Annotated in this window: 19 protein-coding genes and 2 pseudogenes; 16 read left to right on the top strand and 5 right to left on the bottom strand. The window is 62.6% G+C overall.

Translation table 11 applies throughout. From position 1 onward, the window contains the following. Both EN993_RS13935 and EN993_RS13930 read right to left on the bottom strand, forming a co-directional pair. Positions 1–825: FGGY-family carbohydrate kinase (locus EN993_RS13935; protein WP_164757656.1), on the bottom strand; the 825-nt coding region annotated here is incomplete at its 3' end. Positions 826–840: 15 nt separating this feature from the next. Beyond that, the gene (locus tag EN993_RS13930) at positions 841–1,884 is read right to left on the bottom strand and encodes a class II aldolase/adducin family protein (protein ID WP_109671583.1); all 1,044 of its coding nucleotides are present in this window, start codon (positions 1,882–1,884) and stop codon (positions 841–843) included. A gap of 192 nt (positions 1,885–2,076) precedes the next feature. Between EN993_RS13930 and EN993_RS13925 the strand changes: the two genes are divergently transcribed. The 9 genes from EN993_RS13925 to EN993_RS13885 all read left to right on the top strand — a co-directional run bounded on the left by EN993_RS13925 (position 2,077) and on the right by EN993_RS13885 (position 11,380). Beyond that, positions 2,077–2,859, top strand: a complete 783-nt coding sequence (locus EN993_RS13925) for a DeoR/GlpR family DNA-binding transcription regulator (RefSeq protein ID WP_109671657.1) — start codon at positions 2,077–2,079, stop codon at positions 2,857–2,859. Next, a complete protein-coding gene (locus EN993_RS13920) occupies positions 2,856–4,235 on the top strand; it encodes an FGGY-family carbohydrate kinase (RefSeq protein ID WP_127263679.1) in 1,380 nt (459 codons plus the stop codon). Before EN993_RS13925 ends, EN993_RS13920 begins: the two co-directional genes overlap by 4 nt. Beyond that, the gene (locus tag EN993_RS13915; RefSeq protein ID WP_127263677.1) at positions 4,232–5,776 is read left to right on the top strand and encodes a sugar ABC transporter ATP-binding protein; all 1,545 of its coding nucleotides are present in this window, start codon (positions 4,232–4,234) and stop codon (positions 5,774–5,776) included. The genes EN993_RS13920 and EN993_RS13915 overlap by 4 nt, the downstream gene beginning before the upstream one ends. Then, complete coding sequence (locus tag EN993_RS13910) at positions 5,773–6,771, top strand: ribose ABC transporter permease (RefSeq protein ID WP_109671586.1); 999 nt, start codon at positions 5,773–5,775, stop codon at positions 6,769–6,771. Before EN993_RS13915 ends, EN993_RS13910 begins: the two co-directional genes overlap by 4 nt. A gap of 76 nt (positions 6,772–6,847) precedes the next feature. Further along, positions 6,848–7,786, top strand: coding sequence for an ABC transporter substrate-binding protein (locus tag EN993_RS13905; protein WP_126070759.1), 939 nt, complete (start codon positions 6,848–6,850; stop codon positions 7,784–7,786). Positions 7,787–7,883: 97 nt separating this feature from the next. Beyond that, the gene (locus EN993_RS13900; RefSeq protein ID WP_126070758.1) at positions 7,884–8,777 is read left to right on the top strand and encodes a sugar phosphate isomerase/epimerase; all 894 of its coding nucleotides are present in this window, start codon (positions 7,884–7,886) and stop codon (positions 8,775–8,777) included. Positions 8,778–8,904: 127 nt separating this feature from the next. Beyond that, positions 8,905–9,258 (top strand): cupin domain-containing protein, encoded by a 354-nt coding sequence (locus tag EN993_RS13895; RefSeq protein ID WP_109671588.1) that lies wholly within the window; start codon positions 8,905–8,907, stop codon positions 9,256–9,258. A gap of 322 nt (positions 9,259–9,580) precedes the next feature. Beyond that, positions 9,581–10,939: a multicopper oxidase family protein gene (locus EN993_RS13890; protein ID WP_245468790.1), complete on the top strand. Its 1,359-nt coding sequence runs from the start codon at positions 9,581–9,583 to the stop codon at positions 10,937–10,939. A 6-nt stretch (positions 10,940–10,945) separates the two neighbouring features. Continuing rightward, on the top strand, positions 10,946–11,380 hold the full coding sequence (locus EN993_RS13885) for a YqaA family protein (RefSeq protein ID WP_127263675.1): 435 nt from the start codon (positions 10,946–10,948) through the stop codon (positions 11,378–11,380). Positions 11,381–11,415: 35 nt separating this feature from the next. Here the strand turns inward: EN993_RS13885 and EN993_RS13880 are convergent, their stop codons facing one another. After that, positions 11,416–12,027 (bottom strand): cytochrome b, encoded by a 612-nt coding sequence (locus tag EN993_RS13880; protein WP_245468788.1) that lies wholly within the window; start codon positions 12,025–12,027, stop codon positions 11,416–11,418. A 235-nt stretch (positions 12,028–12,262) separates the two neighbouring features. Here EN993_RS13880 and EN993_RS13875 point away from each other — a divergent pair, with 235 nt between their 5' ends. Next, complete coding sequence (locus EN993_RS13875; RefSeq protein WP_245468787.1) at positions 12,263–13,618, top strand: integrase family protein; 1,356 nt, start codon at positions 12,263–12,265, stop codon at positions 13,616–13,618. Between the two features lie 147 nt (positions 13,619–13,765). Further along, positions 13,766–14,173 (top strand): annotated as a pseudogene (locus tag EN993_RS13870) (LysR substrate-binding domain-containing protein); the annotation flags it as partial. Between the two features lie 350 nt (positions 14,174–14,523). Here EN993_RS13870 and EN993_RS13865 read toward each other — a convergent pair. Next, positions 14,524–15,522 carry a LacI family DNA-binding transcriptional regulator gene (locus tag EN993_RS13865; protein WP_127263673.1) on the bottom strand — a complete coding sequence of 333 codons (999 nt, stop codon included), beginning with the start codon at positions 15,520–15,522 and terminating at the stop codon, positions 14,524–14,526. Positions 15,523–15,719: 197 nt separating this feature from the next. On the opposite strand from EN993_RS13865, the gene EN993_RS13860 reads away from it, so the two are divergent. The 5 genes from EN993_RS13860 to EN993_RS13840 are packed head-to-tail and all read left to right on the top strand — an operon-like array spanning position 15,720 to position 20,428. Further along, on the top strand, positions 15,720–16,760 hold the full coding sequence (locus EN993_RS13860; RefSeq protein ID WP_127263671.1) for an ABC transporter substrate-binding protein: 1,041 nt from the start codon (positions 15,720–15,722) through the stop codon (positions 16,758–16,760). 27 nt (positions 16,761–16,787) lie between these two features. After that, positions 16,788–17,825, top strand: a complete 1,038-nt coding sequence (locus EN993_RS13855; protein ID WP_127263681.1) for an ABC transporter ATP-binding protein — start codon at positions 16,788–16,790, stop codon at positions 17,823–17,825. Next, on the top strand, positions 17,822–18,709 hold the full coding sequence (locus EN993_RS13850; RefSeq protein ID WP_127263669.1) for an ABC transporter permease: 888 nt from the start codon (positions 17,822–17,824) through the stop codon (positions 18,707–18,709). Before EN993_RS13855 ends, EN993_RS13850 begins: the two co-directional genes overlap by 4 nt. Then, a complete protein-coding gene (locus EN993_RS13845; RefSeq protein WP_127263667.1) occupies positions 18,702–19,493 on the top strand; it encodes an ABC transporter permease in 792 nt (263 codons plus the stop codon). The genes EN993_RS13850 and EN993_RS13845 overlap by 8 nt, the downstream gene beginning before the upstream one ends. 14 nt (positions 19,494–19,507) lie before the next feature. Continuing rightward, on the top strand, positions 19,508–20,428 hold the full coding sequence (locus tag EN993_RS13840; RefSeq protein ID WP_127263665.1) for a 5'-methylthioadenosine phosphorylase: 921 nt from the start codon (positions 19,508–19,510) through the stop codon (positions 20,426–20,428). Positions 20,429–20,611: 183 nt separating this feature from the next. Here the strand turns inward: EN993_RS13840 and EN993_RS13835 are convergent. Continuing rightward, positions 20,612–21,194: pseudogene (locus EN993_RS13835) on the bottom strand (leucyl aminopeptidase); the annotation flags it as partial.

Genomic DNA, 21,194 nt, shown 5'->3' with positions numbered 1-21,194 from the left:
CAGCCAGGCGTTGCCGAGCCGATGGCTGTAGATGCCGAAGCGAGGCGCCGAGATCGACCGGTCGGACAGGATCTTGATGGTCAGCGACGACCCCAGCGCGGTGACGCCGTCGCCGATGGCCGCCGCGCCGGTCGCCAGGAACGAGGCGCAGCCGTCCGTCGTGCCAGCGACAACGACCACATCGCGCGGCAAGCCGAACAGCTCCGCGGCGGCAGCGGTGAGAGCGCCGGTGACATCGCCCGGTTCGACGACGCGCGGCAGCAGTTCCATGCGCATTCCGGCCGCCGCGATCCAGTCCGGCCAGCGGCGGGCTTCGACGTCATAGCCTGTCTTCAGGACATTGTTCTCGTCGCTGACATCGAAGCGACCGGACAAATTTCCGGCGATCCAGTCGGCCTGGTGCAGCACCATTGCAATGCCGGGCATGCTCTGGAAGCGCAGGGCCTTGGCGAGGCCGGATGTCGCTCCGTGCGCGGCACTTGCGGCGGGGGCCTCGCGGGCAATCGCGGCCAGGATGTCGCCGTCGGCGACCTTGTCGTTGTACATCAGTGGCTCGGCCAGCGGCCGTCCGGCGACATCGACCGGCAGCAGCGTGCCCGACGTGCCGTCGATGGCGATGGCGCGGACCGCCGCGCGGTCGATGCCGGAAAGCAGCTCGGTAAGCGCTGCGCCAACCGCCGACCACCACACAGCGGGATCGCGCGGGTTTGGGCCGAACCTGTCGAGCGGAACGGCCGAATGCCCGGCAATGGAGAACTCCGGCCGCATGGCGACGGCGCGCGCACCCGATGTGCCGATGTCGATGCCGATGACGAGTGGCATCATGTCATCCGTCCTTTGCTAGCCGCCGGCCGCGTTGAGCTTCTGGCGATACTGCTCGGCGTCCCAGTTGACCAGCTCGTCATTTTCGGCGGCGGTGAGATAGTTCAGCCGCGCCGCGATGTCGATGCGCGCCGTCACGTCGGCAAGGCAGCGTTGCATGGCGTCGGCGCCGGCACTGGCGTCGCCGCGCATCAGCACGCCTGCGCCGGGAAACAGGATCGCAGCCGGCGGCGTGCCTAGACGTGCGATGACATCGGCCACGGTCTCGCCAGGCCTCGCCGCGACCGAGCCCTGGCCGAGGAAGATGACGTGGTCCGGATAGAGGCTGCCGGCCTGCGCCATGCGGCGGCTCTCCGGGTCAAGCGCAACCGCATGCGCTTCGACATCGGCCGGAAATCTGTAACCGCTGTCGCCGGCAAGCGCCGTCAAGGCGGTAAGGTCGGGCGCGGCGGTCGCGCGCGCCGGCCGGGCCAGCAGCGACCGGACGCGGCGCAGCAGAAGCTCCGCTCCGGCGACGGTTTCAGCGGCGACGACCAGCCCGTGATTGCCAAGGATGAGAACGTCGACATCAGGCCGCAGTTTTTCGGCAATGCCGCGGGCAAGCGGTAGGCCTGGCCGGAAATAGGGCACATAGGCCCATTCGATGCCATCGAGCCGCCTGGCGACCTCGGCCTCGCCATCGGCCTGCACGGCAAGCGAGATGGTGTCGACGCAATGGACGTGCAGAACGACGCGCTGCGGCATCAAGGCGTGCACTGTGGTCTCGATCGACGGACGTAAGCCGCGCGGGTTGAGCGCTGCAACGGTGAAACCCTGCGGCTGGTCGGCGGCGCGATCGCGCCGTTCGACAGCCCGAAGCAGCGGCGCCATCGCCACCGGCACCATGATGTCGTCGGTGAGCGCGTCCTTCAGCCAGGTGCCGGAAGCCTTGATCCACAACGTGTCGCCGGCCTTCAGCGAGGTGTTGCCGCCTGCCGCCTGGGTCAGATGCGGACTCTGCCCGATGCTGGCCGAAAGCGCCCGCAAGGCCGCCAGTTCCTGCGCGTCAGCTTGGGTCGCCATGGCGCTTTTCCTCCAACGGCTCGGCCGTGTCCTGCGCGAAATCCCGTTGCAGGGATCGAATTGGCGCTGATATCGCAGATACGAGTGATCTACGTCAACAGTGATCTACTATCATCAAAACACGCTTGCAATCCGCCTAATGTTGAGTAAGTTGCGCCAATTGCCATGGAAAAGGGCATCCGGGAGGAAGAGTTGAGCGACTCCGGCCGTCAGCGTCAGATCGTCGAATTGCTGCGGGATCGCCCGTTCGCCTCGGTGCGCGAGCTGCAGGAGCGGCTTGGCGTTTCAGCCGCCACGGTCAGGCGCGATATCGACAGGATCGATGAAGCCGGCGAAGCACGGAAGGTCTATGGCGGCATCTCGGCGCTCGACGGCGCCTCCCAGGCCGGTGTCGCCTATGCCAGGCCCTATGACGAGAACCGCGACCTTGCGGTCGAGGCCAAGCGGCAGATCGCCTCTCTCGCGGCGACCATGGTGCGCGACGGCGATGCGGTCATCGTGCATGGCGGTTCGACCTGCTTCCATCTCGGGGTCAAGCTCGCCGAGCGCAACATCCGGCTCTACACCAACTCGATGCCGCTGGCGGCCTATCTCAGCGACCACGGCCATTGCAGCCTGACGGTTGCCGGCGGCGACCTGCATCGCGAACCCGGCATCATCCATTCGCTCAGCCAAGCCGTGCCCTTCTACGCCTCGAAATTCTTTCTCGGCGCGCAAGGCCTTGGCCAGGAAGGTGTGCTGGAATCGCATCCGCTGCTGGTGCGCTCGATCGTCGACCTAAGCCTTTGCGCCGACCAGATCGTGGTGCTGGCCGACAGCCGCAAACTGTCGATCCATGCACGCAACGTCGCGCTGCCGCTTTCCCGCATCGGGACGCTGGTCACCGATGACGGCCTCTCCGACACCGATGCGCGCATGCTGGAAGATGCCGGCGTCATGGTGAGGATAGCCTCATCCTCGGGAGCCATCCAGTGAAGGTGGCAGTCCTCGATTTCGGCAAGACCAATTCGAAGCTGTTCGTCTTCGGTCAGGACGGGCGGATCATCGACGAGCGTCGCACGCAGCCGAAATGGGTGCGCCAGGGCGGCTTCAGCGTGCTCGACGAGGCATCGCTCCACGATTGGGCACTCGGTGCTGTAAACGCTGCGGTCGACAGCCACAGCGTTGAGGGGCTGATGGTGTCGGGCCATGGCTGCACCTTCGCCTTGATCGACGAGGCGGCGCTGACGCATCCGATCCTCGACTACGAGCAAGAGCCGCCGGCCGAGATTGCCGCACGGATCGATCGCCGCATTCCGGATTTTGCCGAGACGTTCTCGCCGCGACTGCCGCTCGGCTTCAACTACGGTCGCCACATGCTGTGGCTGCAGGAGGTCGATCCCGACGTATTCGCGGCATCGAGATCGATCCTCGGCTATCCGCAATACTGGAGCTGGCGCCTTGGCGGGCGGGCGGTTTCGGAAGTGTCCTATCTTGGCTGCCACTCGCATCTGTGGGCGCCGCGCAGCCAAGACTTTTCCTCACTGGTCGACGCGCAGGGCTGGCGGGACCGGATGCCTTCCTTCGAGCGCGCCGGCGCCGTGACCGGCGAACGGCGGCTTGGCGGTTCGGCACGGCCGATCGCCATCCACAACGGCGTCCATGACTCGAATGCGGCGCTGCATGCCTATCGCCGGCAGGAACTCGGCCCAGTCACCGTCGTTTCGACCGGCACCTGGGTCATCGTGCTCAATCCGGACTGCCCGCTCGACGCGCTCGACCAGGGCCGCGACATGCTGGTCAATGTCGATGTCGATGGCGGCCCGGTGCCGACCATCCGCTTCATGGGGGGACGCGAATTCGCTGTCATCAGCGACGGCTGGCAAGGCGTGATCGCCCCATCCTCGATCCAGCGGGTGATCGACGCCGGCATCATGGCGCTGCCGAGTTTCGCGCCGGGCGGGCCGATGTCCGGCCAGTCCGGCCGGCTGGTCGGGCGCACGCCCAATGCCGAGGAACGCGCGGCCGTGGCGCTGCTCTATGTCGCGCTGATGGTCGATCTGTCGCTCGACCTGATCCATTCGGACAACACCGTGATCGTCGATGGCGGGCTGAACACGGGCGGCCTGCTCGCCGGGCTGTTGGCGCAATTTCGTCCTGGCCAGGCTTTCCTGCAGGGCGCCACGCTGGAAGGCAGCGCCACGGGCGCCGCGGCGCTCGCCTTTGAGAGCGTCGGGCGCGAATTTGCCGCGGAAGTGCCGGAGCCGGTGCGTGCGTCGCGTTTCACCGGATTGGCCTTCTATCGTGATGACTGGCGTGCGCGGGCCATGGACCGTGGCATCACCGGTGCCGTGGCGGGAGGCGCGCGATGAGTGCGGCCGCCAAGGTCGAGACGACGCGCCAGCCGGTGCTGGAGATGCGGCACATCTCCAAGACGTTCGGCGCTATCCGCGCCTTGCAGGATGTCTCGCTCAGCGTCCATGCCGGCGAGCTGCACGCCTTGATGGGCGAAAACGGCGCCGGCAAGTCGACATTGATGAAGGTGCTTTCAGGCGCCTATCGGCCCGATCCCGGCGGCGAGATCCTGATCGACGGCATGCCCGCCGCGACCGGCGATCCGATCAAGGCGCGCGCCAGCGGCGTCGCGGTGATCTATCAGGAGCTGTCGCTGGCGCCCAATCTGACGGTGGCGCAGAACATTTTCCTCGGCAACGAGCCGCGGCGCTTCGGCATCGTCGACCGCGACCAGTGCACCCGGCGCGCCAGGGAGATCATCGCGCGTCTGGGCGTCTCCTTCTCGGCCCGCGATATGGTCTCCAGCCTGTCGCTTGGCGAGCGCCAGCTGGTCGAGATCGCCCGCGCGCTGTCGACCAATGCGCGCATTATCGTCATGGACGAGCCGACCACGTCGCTGACCTCGCGCGAGACCGACCGGCTGTTCGAGGTCATTGCGACGCTGAAATCGCAAGGCATCGCCATCATCTACATCAGCCATCGCATGGAAGAGATCTACCAGCTTGCCGATCGCGTCAGCGTGCTGCGCGACAGCGGCTATGTCGGTACGCTCGAGCGCGCCGAGCTCAGCGCCTCGCGCCTCGTCTCGATGATGGTCGGCCGCGATTTGTCCGCCTTCTACAAAAAGGACCATCGGCCGCCGGACGCAAAGCGCGCGGTGGCGCTCTCGGTGCGCGGCATGTCCGACGGCCGTCGGTTGAAAAACTGCTCGTTCGACCTGCACAAGGGCGAGGTGCTGGCGCTGGCGGGCCTGGTCGGCTCCGGCCGCACCGAGCTTGCGCGGCTGATCTTCGGCGCCGACAGTCGCACATCAGGGATGCTGGAACTCGACGGCAAGCCTGTAATCATCGGCTCGCCGCGCGAGGCGCTGGATGCCGGCATCGCCTATCTGACCGAGGACCGCAAGGAACTCGGGCTGTTCCTCGACATGTCGATTTCCGACAACATCAGCATGGGCGTGCTGGCGAGGGATTCCCGCGCCGGCGGCTTGCGTGACTTCGCGGCCGCCGAAGGGCGCGCGTCCAAGGCTGTTGCCGATCTCTCCATCCGCACCAGTTCGGTGCAGGCCAATGCCGGTTCGCTGTCGGGCGGCAACCAGCAGAAGGTGCTGCTCGCCCGCCTGCTCGAGACCGAGCCGAAGGTCGTCATTCTCGACGAGCCGACGCGCGGCGTCGATGTCGGGGCGAAGTCGGAAATCTACCGGCTGATCGACAATCTCGCCAAGCAAGGCATCGCCATCCTGATGATCTCCAGCGAACTGCCGGAGGTGATCGGCGTCGCCGACCGCGTGCTGGTGATGCGCGACGGCACGATATCGGGCGAGGTGACGGCATCCGAAGGCCAGCCGCTCAGCCAGGAGAAAATCATGGAACTTGCAACGGGAGCGGCTCAGCAATGACCGACAAGGCGACCGAGATCAGCGCAGGCGGCCAAGCCACCGGCACGAGCCGGCGGTTGCGCACCGCCTTTGCCGCCCTTGGCATGCTGCCGGTCCTGATCCTGCTGGCGGCCGGCTTCCAGTTCATGAACCCGCGCTTCCTGACCGAGACCAATCTGCTGATCGTCACCCAGCAGTCGTCGATCAACATCGTGCTGGCGGCCGGCATGACCTTCGTCATCCTGACCGGCGGCATCGACCTGTCCGTCGGCGCCATCCTTGCCGCATCGGCGATGGTGGCGGTGATGGTGTCGCTGGTGCCGGACTGGGGCCTGCTCGGCGTGCCGGCGGCCATTCTGGTCGGCCTCGGCTTCGGCCTCATCAACGGGCTGCTCATCGCCTACATCAAGCTGCCGCCCTTCATCGTCACGCTGGGTTCGCTGACCGCGGTGCGCGGCGTCGCCCGCCTGCTCGGCCAGGACACGACGGTGTTCAATTCGGACCTGCCGTTCGATTTCATCGGCAACGGTTCGCTGTTTGGCATCCCATGGCTGGTGATCATCGCGCTGTCGGTCGTCGTGCTGTCCTGGCTGGTGCTCAAGCGCACCGTGCTCGGCACCTGGATCTATGCTGTCGGCGGCAATGCCGAGGCCGCCCGACTGACCGGCATCAAGGTGCCGCTGGTGCTGCTCTTCGTCTATGGCGTTTCCGGCATGCTGGCCGGCCTTGGTGGTGCCATGTCGGCGGCCCGGCTCTACGCCGCCAACGGCCTGCAGCTGGGGCAGTCCTACGAGCTCGACGCCATTGCCGCGGTCATTCTCGGCGGCACCAGCTTCGTCGGCGGCGTCGGCTCGATCTGGGGCACGCTGATCGGCGGCCTGATCATCGCGGTGCTCTCCAACGGGCTCATCTTGGCCGGTGTCTCGGACATCTGGCAGTACATCATCAAGGGATTGGTCATCATCGTGGCGGTCGCCCTCGACCGCTACAGGCTCCAGGCAGGAGCAAGAACGTGATTGACCTTAGTCGCCGGCGTAAACGACCGGTTTGTGTAACGCACCGTGAGAGGCGCGGGGCAATCGGAGGAAAGCAATGAAGACCATCGCCAAACTGCTCTGCGGCGCCGCACTCGCGTCGCTCGCCATCGCGCCTGCTTCAGCAAAGGACCTCAACAAGGTCGGCATCTCGGTCGGCCTGCTCGGCAACCCCTTCTTTGTCGCCACCATCAAGGGCATCGAGGACGCGGCCAAGAAGATCAACCCGAAGGTCGAGGTGACGTCAGTGTCGGCCGACTATGACCTCAACAAGCAGGTCTCGCAGGTTGATTCGTTCATCGCTGCCGGCGTCGACGTGATCATGCTCAATGCCGTCGACGCCAAAGCGATCGCACCGGCGGTGAAGAAGGCGCAAGCCGCGGGCATCGTCGTTGCTGCCTTCGACGTTTCAGCGCCGGGCGCCGACGTCACGGTGATGACTAACAACGTCAAGGCAGGCGAAGAGGCCTGCCAGTATCTGGTCGACCACACCGGCGGCAAGGGTGACTACGTCATCCTCAACGGCCCGGCATCGTCGTCGATCCTGGAGCGGGTGAAGGGCTGCAAGAACGTGCTGGCACAGCATCCGGACATCAAGATCCTCTCCGACGACCAGAATGCCGAAGGTTCGCGCGACGGCGGCCTGAAGGTGTTCCAGTCGCTGCTCACCCGCTTCGACAAGATCGACGCGGTGTTCGCCATCAATGATCCGACGGCGATCGGCGCCCAGCTCGCCGCCAAGCAGCTCAACCGCGCGGAGTTCATCTTCACCGCCGTCGACGGCGCGCCGGATATCGAGAAGGAACTCTCCTCCGGCACCTCGATGATCAAGGCTTCGGCGTCGCAGGATCCTTATGTGATGGCCGGCCAGTCGCTGACGATGGCGGCTGAATTGCTGGCTGGCAAGAAGCCGGCGGAGCCGACCGTGCTGCTCGACCCGAAGCTGATCACGGCCGAGAACCTGAAGGACTACAAGGGCTGGACCGCGGCCCGCTAAACGTCCCTCAGCAGCGTGCGGCCGGGATCACCGGCCGCACGTCTTGTCCAAGCATCGGCTCGCTTATGGGTCCGATGCGCAGAAGCCGGAGACGATGATGTCGCGCATTGGAATCCATTCTTTCGTCTGGTCGGCGAGCTCGGCGCAGGCCGATCTCGAGCGGACGTTGGCCAACACCAAAGAGGCCGGCTTCGACCTCATCGAATTCTCTTATCTCGACCCGGCCGATGTCGACATCAGTGGGCTCGCCAGGCGCATCGCCGATCTCGGCCTCGGCGTCGCGATCAGCATCGGATTGCCTGGTGATGGCGACATTTCGAGCGCCGACAAAGCGATTGCCGCGCGCGGCGTCGAGATACTCAACGACACCATCGCGCTGACGCGCGACCTGGGCGGCCAGAAGATTGGCGGCATTCTCTCGACCAGCCACGGACTGCAGACGCTGGCGCCGACGCGCGATCAATGGCAGCGCAGCGCCGGCACGCTGGCCAAGGTCGCCGAGACGGCCAAGGCGGCCGGCGTCACGCTTAACCTCGAGATCGTCAACCGCTTCGAAAGCAACCTGCTCAACACCGCCGCGCAAGGGCTGGCCTTCATCGAAGATACCGGCTCGGACAACATCTTCCTGCATCTCGACACCTTCCACATGAATATCGAGGAGGCCGAGGTCGGGCTGGCCATCCGCCATGCCGCAAACAAGATCGGCTATGTCCATATCGGCGAGAGCCATCGCGGTTTCCTCGGCACCGGCAATATCGACTTCGCCGCGATCTTCGATGCGCTGACGGCAATCGGCTACAGCGACGACCTCAGCTTCGAATCCTTCTCGTCGGAGATTGTCGATGAGAACCTGTCTAAGAAAACCGCCATCTGGCGCAATCTATGGACAGACAATGTGGCGCTCGCCAAACACGCGCGCGCCTTCATCGGGCTCGGGCTGGAGACGGCGCTGCGCAAGGCCGAGCTTGTTTCGGCACAACACAAACCCTGAACCCGCCCGTCGAACTGGAGACGCAAGCGATGGTCGCACGGCGTCGGCATTGCCCACGGCAGGGGCATCGGCTATCTGACCGTCCAGGCACATAACGCCGGCACAACGACCAGACGGAGCCCAGGACATGACACGCAACACGATCCTCAAATTCGGCGCCGTCGAAAACGCGGAAGCCGGCGATCTGGCCGGCTGGGTCGTGGTCGAGGGCAAGCCGACCATGAAAACCGCCGTCCAGCACACGACCGAGGACGGCAAGGTGCTGTCGGGCACCTGGCAGGCGACGCCCGGCACGTATCACGCGACCTACACCGACTATGAGTTCGTGCACATGATCGCCGGCCGCATCATCATCACGCCGGACGGCGGCGCCCCGGTCGAAGTCGGCCCCGGCGACGCCTTCGTGGTGGAAGCCGATTTCAAGGGAACCTGGAAGATCATCGAGCCGGTGACGAAGCATTTTGTCGTTAGGGTTGGCTGAACGGGCTGATCGCGTGGGCCGCTGTCGGTCGGCGCCCATGGCGGGTCTTTGGCGCGATGGTTGCCTTTCCAGCGGCCATGATGCCAGGCCGATCAGGCGGCCTAAACGCCGCATTGACCTGGTTGGGCTTCGGCAGTCTTCTTAGGATCCCCCCTGGCGTTCATGGCTGATCGAGGAGACGACAGATGCATCGACGTGGTTTTCTGGCGGCAGGTCTTGCCACGGTTCTCGTGAGCCCCCGCGCCATCGCCCAGATGAAGATGGACGACATGCCCGGCATGGATATGGGCCACGACTGGGGGCGGCGCCAAAAAGCGCAGCCATGCTGCCTGAGGGCGAGGCATTGCGCGAGTTGCCGCTGCTGGCCAGTGAAACCGGCACTGCCGGGCTGTTCAAGGCTAAGCTCACGGCCCAGTCCGCCACGGTGCGTTTTGCGGAAGGGCTGGACACGCCGATCCTCGGCTACAACGGCACCAGCCCCGGGCCGCTGATCGAGGCCGTCGAAGGCGACCGCATCGAGATCACCTTCGCCAACCGGATTGCGGGCGAGGCAAGCACCATCCATTGGCACGGCATGCCGGTGCCGGCCGACCAGGACGGCAATCCGATGGATCCGGTCGCGGCAGGCACCGATCGCACCTACAGCTTCGACCTGCCGGAAGGCAGCGCCGGTTCCTACTGGTATCACCCGCATCCGCACGGCAAGACGGCCGAGCAGGTCTATCGCGGCCTTGCCGGCGCGTTCGTGGTCAAGCCGAAGGCCGATCCGATCCCGGCCGCCTATGGCGACACCGTGCTGATGTTCACCGACCTACGCCTCGCGGCCGATGGCACCTTGCCCGACAACACGATGACGGACCTGATGAACGGGCGCGTCGGCGACCATGTGCTGGTCAACGGACAGAAGAATCCCACGCTGACGGTCCGCTTTGGCACGAAGCGGCGTTTCCGGTTCTACAATGCGACCAACGCACGCTTTTTGCGGCTCTCCTTCGATGGCGCGCCGATGACGATCATCGGAACGGATGGCGGTCTGCTGGAGACGCCAGTCGCGGTCGACGACATCCTGCTCAGCCCGGCGGAACGGCTTGAACTGATTGTCTCCTTCGACAGGCCTGGCGCGGCCATGCTTACCACGCTCGACTATGACCGCGGCTGGATGGGCCCTGGGCGGCCTGCCGATGCTGGACTGACGCTGCTGACGGTCAATGTCTCGCAGACTCAGGCGGACCCCGTTCCGCCATTGCCCGACCGGCTGCGGCCGATCGTGCAACTCGGCGCTCCTGCCGTCAGCCGCCGCTTCGTCTTTACCGAAACCATGACCATGAACGCCAGCGGCATGGAGATGGGGTTCCTGATCAACGGCGCTGCTTTCGACATGAAGCGCACCGACGTCGTCGCCAAGGCTGGACAGGTCGAACTCTGGGAGATCGTCAACAAGGCGGACATGGATCATCCATTCCATGTGCATGGAACGCAGTTCCAGGTGGTCGAGCACGAACGCGGCGGCAAGATATCGAAGCCGGCCTATCGCGCCTGGAAAGATACCGTCAATGTCGCGCGCGGAGAGACGGTGCGGCTGCTGTTGCGGCAGGACCGGCCGGGGCCGAGGATGTATCACTGCCACATCCTCGAGCACGAGCAGCTCGGTATGATGGGCATTGTCGACGTGCAGGCCTAGTCCGGCGTGACGGCACTCTATGGCGCGCTGTTCATCAGCGCGTTCTTCGCCGCAACCGTGCTGCCGATCTCGTCGGAGGCGGTGCTCGCTGGCCTGATCGTCTCGGGCCGCGGTGATCCTTGGCTGCTCCTTGCGGTCGCCACGATCGGCAACACGCTCGGCTCCGTGGTGAACTGGATTCTGGGGCGTGGCATTGACACGCTGCGGACCAGACGCTGGTTTCCTGTAAGTCCTGAGCGCTATGAGCAGGCAAGCCGGACGTTCCGACGCTTTGGCGAATGGACGCTGCTGTTTGCCTGGCTGCCGGTGGTCGGAGATGCTTTCACCATTGCGGCTGGCGCGGCACGTGTGAACCTTGGCGTGTTCGTTGCTCTTGTCGCAATAGGCAAGGCCGCGCGCTATACGGTGATCGTCGCGGGAGGATTGTGGGCGATGGCGTGAGCAGCCGTCTCATCGTCGACCGCAAGCGGCATTTTCTATTCCCGCGAGTCGATGTTCGACCGGCTGAAGAACATGCTTCGCATGACACCATCGCGCAACAGCACGAAATGCACCAGGGCGGCCAGGATGTGAACAGCGGTAAGTCCAAGCAATACCCAGACCAGCTTTGCATGGATGAGCGCGAACCCCCTTGCCGACAGCGTGCCAACGGATGGCGCCAACGGCACAGGCAAGTTTCCGAAAAGCCGTGCGGGAGGCATGAAAGGCATTGGCCGGTAGCCCAGCCATCCCGTTATCAGGACGGCGAGGATCGCAACGTAGAGAAACATGTGGAAGAAAACCGTCGCAAACCGCATGAACCGTGGGGTTTGCCTGACAGGGGCCCGGGTGAAGATGCGCCAGCAAAGCCTGAGGACGATGACAGCAAGGATCGTCACGCCGACCGACATGTGAAACGGAAGCCAGTTCATTGTCGCCATGCCCGGCCTGTCCATCGGTCCGAAGGCAATGGCGATTTGCGCAGCGAGCGCGACCACGGTCAGCCAATGCAGCAGACGAATGCCGAAATGCCAGCGCAGGCGAGGATTCTCTTTCACATCCGAGGCCCGGCTGTTGTCAAATGCGCGAACGAGGGCGTGATGGTTCATCCACTCCAACGGGCCCAGTTTCGCAAAAAGTATGGCGGCTCGCTAAGCCTTTGAAATGCATGGTGATCCCGACAGGAATCGAACCTGTGACCTACAGATTAGGAATTTGACAGACGGCCTTTCCTGTTGTTGCCCGTTGCACGTCGCAGTACGATCTGACTTCCCATAATTGCTTGAGGTGGTTGCTTTTTTCGTGCTGTGCGGCTATCGTAGCGTAGAGATACCAACAGATCGAATGCATCGTAATCGCCGTATTAATGCCGTACTAATCGCAATGACAGACCTTCGTCTCTCCCTCACCGACCGCGCCGTCGCGAACCTTCAGGCCGCGACTTCAGGGCAATATTTTGCCCGCGATACCGACCTGCCGGGGTTCATGGTTCTTGTTGGCAAACGGCGAAAAACATTCGTCGTCCAGGGTGAGCGGAGGAAGGCGGGAAAGCGCCTTTCCGTCCGCATGAAGGTTGCTGAAGTTGGAGAGCTCACGACACGAGCGGCGCGGGCGAAGGCAAAGGACATTCTCGGGAAGATCGCCAACGGCGTGGATCCCCGCCCATCGAGGCAAAAGCCGGAGGCTGATGCCGCCGCCGTGGATTTGCCGTCGATAGGGAACCCCACTCTGCGCATTGCCTGGGAGCGCTACCGTGACGGGCACATGAATAAGAAGGGCAGGAGCGAAGGGACGATCAACAACTACCGCGATCATGTCGAGCGGCTGTTGGCTGACTGGCTTGACGAACCTCTGTCCAAGTTCGGCAATGATCCTGCCTTGGTAACGGCGCGGCACGAGAAACTGACCAAGGAAAACGGCGCCTACATCGCCAATGGCTGCATGCGAACGCTGCGGGCTGTTTACAACCATGCTCGCAAAGCCGCCCGCTCGTTGCCTGCGGACAACCCGGTATCAGCCATCGACTGGAATGCCGAGCATCGGCGCAACTCCGCGCTTGGCCTGTCGGATCTGGAAGGATGGTTCAATCAGCTTGCGGCCTTGAAGAACCCCGTTCGGCGGGAGTTCCATCTGTTCATGCTGCTTTCAGGCCATCGTCCTGAGGCAATCAGGAAGGCACGGGTAGAGCATGTTAATTTTCGCGCCCGTCTCCTGCACATACCCAGGCCTAAGGGCGGTGAGATCAAGGCTTTCGACATACCGCTGTCGAACGCGATGATCCGCTGTCTGGTCCGAGTGATGCGCATTGGTCGGGCCCTCTATGCAGATCAATCGCGTGACTGGCTCTTCCCGGCCGACAGTGGAAGCGGTCACATGGTCGAGCACAAGGAGAAGCGCGACGATCTGTCGAAATGGGGCAATGACCTGCGGCAGACTTTCCGCACAATCGCGCAGGCCGCAGGCGTTGCGGAGCTGGATGTTCACCTTTTGATGAATCACTCGATCCCGGGTGTCAACGCAGGCTACATCACGCGGAACAAGCTGCTGAGCGACCACCTGCGCCAGCAGCAGGAGGCCGTCTCACGACGGATGCTTGAGGCCGGGCGTTCACGGCAAAACGATTCGCAGCGCCGCACTTCTGCCTGGCCCAAGCTCCCGGCGAGGCGCATCCTAGATGGGTTGACGAGCGGCAAGAACTAGTGGCTGCATGGTCGCCTGCGCCTCAAGTAGGACCTAGAGATCAACTGCCTGTTCTGAAAGCCCACGTTGCAGGCGACCGCTCTGGAGGTCGCGGTCGCGCCACAAGCAATCATTTTGATCCTTGCGATTGAATGGCTCCTTTGGCTTGACTGGCGGTTGGTGGCAGTGGCCTTCTCCCGACTGTTTTGCCGCGCATGGTGTGCCTGCGCATCCGCAGGATCTGGCCCGGCACGTCGCATCAACATGCGCCAAGAGACCGCCGGCGGCCTCTACGCCTGGGAGTTCGAAAAGGATGGACAGGCGCTGCGTGTCCGTGTGGACGGTCAACTTACCTTCAACAACACCTACGCCATGATCGACGCCGCGCTGAACGGCTATGGCATCGCCTATGTGCCCGAGAACATCGTGGAGCGGCAGATCGCGTCGGGCCTGCTAGTTCAGGTTCTAGATGATTGGTCGCTCTTCTTCGGCGGCTATTTTCTCTACTATCCAAGCCGCCGGCAGAATCTTCCCGCATTAAAGGTCATTATCGAAGCGCTACGCCAACGGGATTGAAGCGAGAGGAGCTTAACCCGGCGGTGTCTTACGGCGGGAGGGCTCTAGAGGCCAATAGACTAGACTAGACTAGACTAGACTAGACTAGACTAGACTAGACTAGACTAGACTAGACTAGACATAGTTGTCATCGTCACCGGTGTGGCGCGCATGGGATTCGAACAGGCTTAGACTTAATGGCCGCTATCAAGGAGTGGCCGGGGTTCCTAGAAGCTTTCGAATTCTGGGTCGCGCCTCTGGCGCGTGCGTCCTAGGTCGTGAACGTCAGCACGAGCCCTACGCCGGAGGCTACTTAACGGTGACGGCGAGCTTGCCTGTGTCCTATCTCAGTCCGTCTTCTTCTGGTCCGACTACTCGCCCGGCTCGAACTCACCTTTGAACAAGATTGTTTCCACGGGTCCAAGCGGATTAGCGATCCGCCTCTCGAGTACTTCGACGAGTGTACGCCCGACCCCTGCCATGTCGACAGAATGAACGCCAATTTTGGCGGGTAGGAAGCGTGCCAGCCGCGTGCTGTCACGAGTGACAATGTGGACGTCCTTGCCCGGCGCAAGTCCTCTTTTGCCAAGAACGTGTAACGCCCCTAGAAGTCCCAGCTCGTTGGCGCACGCCAGGCCAGTCGGCGGGTCTGGCGACACCAGTAAACGATCGAACCAGGCGGCGCTCGATTCCATGGTGAACATGCCGTGGCCGATCAGCGACTGGTCGATCGGAATACCAGCCTCGGCCATTGCCCGTTCGTACCCAGAAAGACGCATGGCACTCGCCTGGTCCCCCGGAACGAGAAGTTGCAGCGCAATGCGTCGACAGCCCTTGTCCATGAGCTGTCGGGTCGCCTCGTAGGCAATCTGCTCGTTGTCGATATCGACATAAGGATAGGCGACGTCCAGGTCGGTTCTTCCGAACGCGACAAATGGCATGCCTTGATCCAGCAGCAGCTTGACGCGCGGATCGCTTGACACCATGCGCGTAATGATCAGTCCATCAGTGCTGCGCGCCTGAAGCTGCCGCTGCACACTCTCAACGGGATCGTCGTCGGGAGTCGTGGAATAGATGGACATACTATAACCCGCTTGCCGCGCCGCCAGCGTCATGCCTTCGATCAAGGGGATCTTCAACAGATCGGACAGATGGTCTTGTGTCTCCATCGGGTATATTGCCGTCATCGTCAGCGTGCGGCCAGTTTTGAGCGCGAAGCCATGATGATTTGGCACATAGCCGACCCGCTTCGCCACCTCCTTGACGCGAGCGATGGTCGAGGGATGAACTTCCGGCCCATCCTTCAGTGCGCGGGATACCGTGGTAACCGAGAGGGACAGTTCCGCCGCGATCTGTTTTAGATTGGCCATTCTGTCCTGACTTTTGTCTGCGAAAAGCGTCGGCTGAAATTTGCTGGAGCGTTCGTGACGTTACCGGATTCGATGTCCCGGTCAATTCAAACTCCTTCACGCAAGCATCTTGACTCTAGTTTCGATTAAGTGCAATCGTAACGTTACGATTAGAAATAAATGGCTCTTTTGAGCGCCATTTAAAGGGAGGAGAACCTATGTCCTGGCTACGCATTTCCTTAACAGCATTCGCAATCTCGGCTGCCTTGCCTGTCCATGCCCAGACGGTCACCATCACGACCGCTGGCGGCGACTATGGTAACGCCATTAAGGAAGCCATGTGGGCCCCCGCTGCAAAGGAGCTTGGCTATGATGTCCGCGAGGAGACCCTAAGCGACGGCCTGGCCGCCCTGAAGATGCAGGTCACCTCGGGTGCGGTCACCACCGACGTCATTCACCTCGGCTCACCGGAGGGCGCGCAGGCCGCCGCACAGTCGCTGCTGGAGCCGCTCGACTACAAGATCATCGATCCCAACTCCGTGCCGGCCGGTGCAAAGTCCGACTACTGCTATCCGTTCGACTCCTATGGCACCGTCTTGTCGTGGAACACCAAGACCTATGGCGAGAACCCGCCGAAGACCTGGGCGGAGTTCTGGGATGTCGCCAAATTCCCGGGCCGTCGCGCGCTGCGCGCCAATGCGCAGGACTCGATCGAGATCGCGCTGCTCTCAGATGGCGTGGCGCCGGCGGATATCTATTCCGTGCTTAGCACGCCGGAGGGTCTGGATCGCGCCATCAAGCGGCTTGAAGCGATCAAACCAAATGTCGCCGTGTGGTGGACCTCGGGCGCTCAGTCGGCGCAGGTGCTGAAAGACGGTGAGGCGGATCTGGTCATCACCTGGAACGGACGGGCAGAGACTGTGAAAAAAGATGGCGGCGCCGCCGACTACACGTTCAAGGGTTCCGTGATTGGCACCGACTGTCTCGGAGTACCGAAGGGGGCGCCGAACAAGGAAGCGGCCATGAAGCTGATAGCAGCGATGACACAGCCCGCGCGCGTGGCGAAGCTGACCGATTTCATCGCCTATGGCCCTGTAAATCCTGCCGGCTATAAGGGTGGCCTTATTCCCGAGGACCGTCTGAAGACCCTTGCGACCGCGCCTGAAAATGCCGGCACTTCAGTGTTTTCGAATGCGGATTGGTGGGTCAAGAACGGCGAGGCCGCCCAAAAAGCCTTCGATGAGATGATGGCCCGCTGAGTCTCAGCTTTAAGGCTGAAGAACATGATGAAGTCGCTCCCGATCACCATCGACAGCGTGCGCAAGACCTACGGATCTTACGTCGCGCTGGACGATGTCTCGCTCGACATTCAGGCTGGCGAATTCCTCACGCTCTTGGGGCCGTCCGGATCGGGCAAGACCACGCTGCTCATGGCTTTGGCCGGTTTTGTCCGGCCCGATTCCGGCAAACTTTTGTTGGACGATCGGGACATCACCCGCCTGGCCCCCAACAAGCGCGACATCGGCATAGTGTTCCAGAACTATGCACTGTTTCCCCACATGAACGTTCTGGCAAATGTCGAGTATCCGCTGGTGCTGCGCAAGGTGCCGAAAGCCGAGGCCCGCCAGCGGGCGCTTGACGCCCTAGCCCGCGTGAAGCTGGACGGTCTGGCGGAGCGCGACATTGCCGCATTGTCCGGCGGCCAGCGCCAGCGGGTAGCGTTGGCGCGGGCGATCGTCTTCGAGCCACGCGTGATGCTGATGGACGAGCCGCTGTCGGCGCTCGACAAGAATCTGCGCGAAACCATGCAGTACGAGATCCGGCGTCTGCACGACGATCTGGGGATCACCACCATCTATGTGACGCATGACCAGCGCGAAGCGCTGATCATGTCAGATCGGATTGCGGTGATGAACTCCGGCCGCATTCAGCAGATCGACACGCCACAGCAGATCTATGATCGTCCATCGAGCCGCTTCGTCGCGGAGTTCATGGGCGAGGCCAACATTGTGGCCCCAGGCGCGGTGCTTAGAATAGACGGCGCCGATTCATCACGCGAAGCTCTGATGATCCGCGCGGAAAGCTTCCATCTTGATGCGAAGCTCGTCGGGCGAGACGGGGTGGCGCTTGAGGGAATGCTGCGCGCCAAGGCGTTTCGCGGCGAGAACTGGCTTTTGACGCTGGCGCTTGACGGCGGGCAAGAGATCCTTGTCTGCATTCCGGCGGCGCTGGCCAGTGGCTGCGCCGAACTTGCCACCGGTCAGCGGGTGACCGCCTATGCACCAGCAGCGAAAGTTCACGCGATACCGGGAGCGGTAGTGTGACCGTCCTTGCCGATCCTGTACTCGCGGCAGACGCTCGACGCGAGCGGCGGTTCTTCCTCTCGCTGTCACTGCCTGCGCTTTTCATCGTCGGACTGGCGGCGATACTGCCCATCGTTTGGATCATCCGGCAATCCTTCCTGACCACAGGGGGCGAATACACCGTCGGCAATTACGAGAAGGTGCTGTCGAGCGGACTGACATGGTCGGCGCTCGTCACGACCCTTGAACTGTCCCTCGGCACGCTGGCGATCTGCATTCTTCTCGGCACCCCCCTGGGGCTCGCCCTGGCCAGCGCCAGACCGAGGGTGGCCAATTTGCTGATGGCCTTCGTCATGCTGCCATTGTGGACCTCCATTCTGGTGCGCACCTATGGCTGGCTCGTGCTCTTGCGGCGCGATGGCCTGATCAACGCGGCTTTGACCGGCTCAGGCCTGACAACCGAGCCATTGCCGCTGGTCTACAACTTCACGGGAACGCTCATCGGCATGGTTCACTACATGCTGCCGCTCTTCCTGCTGCCCGTCTATGCCGCTATGCGCGATATCGACGCCAACCTTGTCCGCGCATCGGCGAGCATGGGCGCTACGCTCGGTCAAACGATCCGCACGGTCATTCTGCCGCTTTCGGCCGGCGGCATCTTCTCGGGTTCGATCATCGTCTTCATTTACACCATAGGGTTTTTCATCACGCCGGCTGTGCTTGGCGGCGGCAAGGTAAATCCTCTTTCCACCCGGATCGAGCGCACGCTGTCGACCTTCCAGGATTGGGGCTCGGCGAGCGTCCTGGGCATTCTGCTCCTCGTTCTTATGGCGTTGGTGGGGGTGATGTTCCTGGCTGCGCGGCGGCTGATTGCAGGAAGCAGAGTGGGCACAGCCCATGCTTGAAGCCTATCCGGACAACAGGCTGGCCCGCATCCTCCTGTGGAGCTTTTGCGCGCTGGTAATGGCGTTCCTGATACTACCGACGCTGGTGGTCGTGCCGCTGTCCTTTTCGTCGTCCAATCTTCTGGAGTTCCCACCACGCGCATACTCGTTGCGCTGGTACGAGAATTTCTTCGGTTCGGCGACATGGATGGCCGCACTCAGGACGAGCCTGATCCTCGGGACATTGACGGCGATGATCGCAGTGCCCCTCGGGCTGCTGGCCTCCATCTCGATAAACAGGCTCGGCGGAAAAGCCGCCGTAACCATTCAGGGCGTTCTGCTTACCCCGTCCATCGTGCCGGGTATCCTGCTTGCGATCGGCCTCTTCTTTGTGCTGGCGGCGCAACGTCTGGTCGGAACGCTGTTCGGTGTGCTGGTCGGACATGTGGTGCTGGCCATTCCGGTCGCCTGCATTGTGTTGTTGCCCGCCCTGGCCCGCTTCGACTGGAACCAGGTTCAGGCGGCGCGCAGCCTCGGCGCAAACTGGGCGAGAGCCATTGGTGGCATAATTGTCCCGCAACTTCAGATCAGTCTGTTGTCGGCCACGCTGATGGCCTTCCTGACTTCGCTGGACGAGTCCGTGATTTCGATCTTCGTCGCCAGCGGTCAAAACAGCACGCTGCCGAAACTCATGTTCATATCTCTGCGCGATCAGATCGACCCGACCATTGCGGCGATTTCGACCTTGTGGACCGCCATCGTCATGGTCGTTGTCCTGATCGTGACCCTTCGCCAAAAATCCTGACCGAGACTGGAAACATGCCTACAGATCATCAAGCAGCCGGTGCTCCGGCGGATCAATCAACGGAAATCCCTCAGGTCGGGTTGGCCATCATCACTGGCTCGGCAAACTGGGGGCTGGCCTTCCCGGAAGATGTCGAATTCGAGGGTGTGCGCGCCTTGCAGCGCGACATGAGTTTTGAAACGCCCTTCGGTCGTTCTGACAACTGGAAGCTTCTCGAATTCGATGCGTCGATTACCGTCGAGGGCAAAACGAAACGTGCGTTGTGCATGTATTCGCACGGCAATCCGCGCGACCATATCGACCATTCCTGCCATCGCCGCGCGTTCTGGGTGTTGATGAAAGCTGGGGTAAGGCAAGTCCTGGCCTGCTCGACCGTTGGCGCCATCAACAAAGCGATCCAACCCGGCGACATGGTGGTAAACGCCGATATCATCGAACTGTCGCAGACCCCGTTTTCATTGCTTCCCGGCCGCCAGAGTTTCGACTGCTCGGGCAAGCAGATCGTATGTCCAAGATGTGCGGCATTGTTGGCCGAGACCGCCCGGCGCCATTGGCCAGCCGAATGCCGCGTCCATGGCATCGAACAGCAGTTGGTCGCTGCCCATTGCTACGGGCCGCGACTGACAACTCCCGCCGAAGCTCTGGCGTATCGAAACATGGGAGCGGACGTGCTCAACCACTCGATCGCCCCAGAGGCGACCTTGTCGCGTGAGATTGGCGCGTGTTTCGTGCCTCTTGCGTTCGTCACGGCCGGCTTCAACGACTATATGGACCGCAATCGCCAGAAATTGCTGCAAGAGGATGTGTTGCCAAGCCTCTCCATGACAGCCTCGCGGATTGCGCTGGAGACCGCGGCACGACTTCCAGCTGACCCTGAATGCTCTTGCCAGAGCTTGAAGTCGCCTCAACCGGCAGAGCGTTCTACTCGGTTCTGAAGCAGCGTGGTCTGGATTAGTCACCCACGACGCAGCTCGCATCGAACTGAGAGTTCGCATTTGGACGCCCTTGCTCGCAGCGTGCGGTCCGCTTCCGTCCCCAATTCAGACTACGAGTCATGCTTCATATCGCATATAGATAAGCCTCAGGCCTTGGGGTCGATCGGGTGCCGGCAGTCTCGTCTATTGGCGGTGCTGCATTTCCTTGATGACGATGCCTCCGTCCACAACGATCGGCTCGTCATCGAGGAAAAGACTGCAGCCACGCATCGGAATGTCGAGGTGGCAGGCGGTGTCGTTGGGACCGCCGAGTTCGTTGTTGGGGCCGGTCGAGAACATCACATTGCCGTAGAATGAGCGCAGCTCCATGCCCATGCCGCCTGGAAATTGGGTCAGGCCGTGCCACTGCGCCCGATGGTCGAGCCCCCAGCCGACATGGCTCATGCCCATGCCGCGCGGATCCTTGAACTCGCCCATATAGGATTTGATCAGCTCGGCCTCCAGGCCGCCGCGGATGTCCTGAACGAAGCCTTTCTCGATCGTGTAGACGACCGGTTCGCGCACGTAGGTGTTAAACGGCAAAAGCACGTCGCCAGGCGCCAGCACGATCTTGCCGTCAACGCCGTCGTCGGCGCCGCCGGTGAAGACGAAGGCGGCCGGCCAGTGGTCCCAGCGCCCCGGCTGGTCGGTGTAGCCATATTCGCCGACCGTCGGATAGACGCCGAGCTTGTAGACCACGTCGGTGCCATGGCGGGATGTGATGCGC

The organism is Mesorhizobium sp. M7D.F.Ca.US.004.01.2.1, from assembly GCF_003997785.1.
In the GTDB taxonomy this organism is placed as follows: Bacteria; Pseudomonadota; Alphaproteobacteria; order Rhizobiales; family Rhizobiaceae; genus Mesorhizobium; species Mesorhizobium loti.
The sequence above is the reverse complement of the archived record's forward strand: the minus strand, read 5'-3'. Positions and strand labels throughout refer to the sequence as shown.

Bases quoted from the DNA above. Each gene is read 5' to 3' on its own strand.
- EN993_RS13840 (WP_127263665.1), top strand. From the start codon at position 19,508: ATGCCTACAGATCATCAAGCAGCCGGTGCTCCGGCGGATCAATCAACG.
- EN993_RS13905 (WP_126070759.1), top strand. From the start codon at position 6,848: ATGAAGACCATCGCCAAACTGCTCTGCGGCGCCGCACTCGCGTCGCTC.
- EN993_RS13930 (WP_109671583.1), bottom strand. From the start codon at position 1,884: ATGGCGACCCAAGCTGACGCGCAGGAACTGGCGGCCTTGCGGGCGCTT.
- EN993_RS13915 (WP_127263677.1), top strand. From the start codon at position 4,232: ATGAGTGCGGCCGCCAAGGTCGAGACGACGCGCCAGCCGGTGCTGGAG.
- EN993_RS13890 (WP_245468790.1), top strand. From the start codon at position 9,581: ATGCTGCCTGAGGGCGAGGCATTGCGCGAGTTGCCGCTGCTGGCCAGT.
- EN993_RS13875 (WP_245468787.1), top strand. From the start codon at position 12,263: ATGCATCGTAATCGCCGTATTAATGCCGTACTAATCGCAATGACAGAC.
- EN993_RS13880 (WP_245468788.1), bottom strand. From the start codon at position 12,027: ATGAACCATCACGCCCTCGTTCGCGCATTTGACAACAGCCGGGCCTCG.
- EN993_RS13845 (WP_127263667.1), top strand. From the start codon at position 18,702: ATGCTTGAAGCCTATCCGGACAACAGGCTGGCCCGCATCCTCCTGTGG.
- EN993_RS13860 (WP_127263671.1), top strand. From the start codon at position 15,720: ATGTCCTGGCTACGCATTTCCTTAACAGCATTCGCAATCTCGGCTGCC.
- EN993_RS13865 (WP_127263673.1), bottom strand. From the start codon at position 15,522: ATGGCCAATCTAAAACAGATCGCGGCGGAACTGTCCCTCTCGGTTACC.
- EN993_RS13900 (WP_126070758.1), top strand. From the start codon at position 7,884: ATGTCGCGCATTGGAATCCATTCTTTCGTCTGGTCGGCGAGCTCGGCG.
- EN993_RS13910 (WP_109671586.1), top strand. From the start codon at position 5,773: ATGACCGACAAGGCGACCGAGATCAGCGCAGGCGGCCAAGCCACCGGC.
- EN993_RS13895 (WP_109671588.1), top strand. From the start codon at position 8,905: ATGACACGCAACACGATCCTCAAATTCGGCGCCGTCGAAAACGCGGAA.
- EN993_RS13855 (WP_127263681.1), top strand. From the start codon at position 16,788: ATGAAGTCGCTCCCGATCACCATCGACAGCGTGCGCAAGACCTACGGA.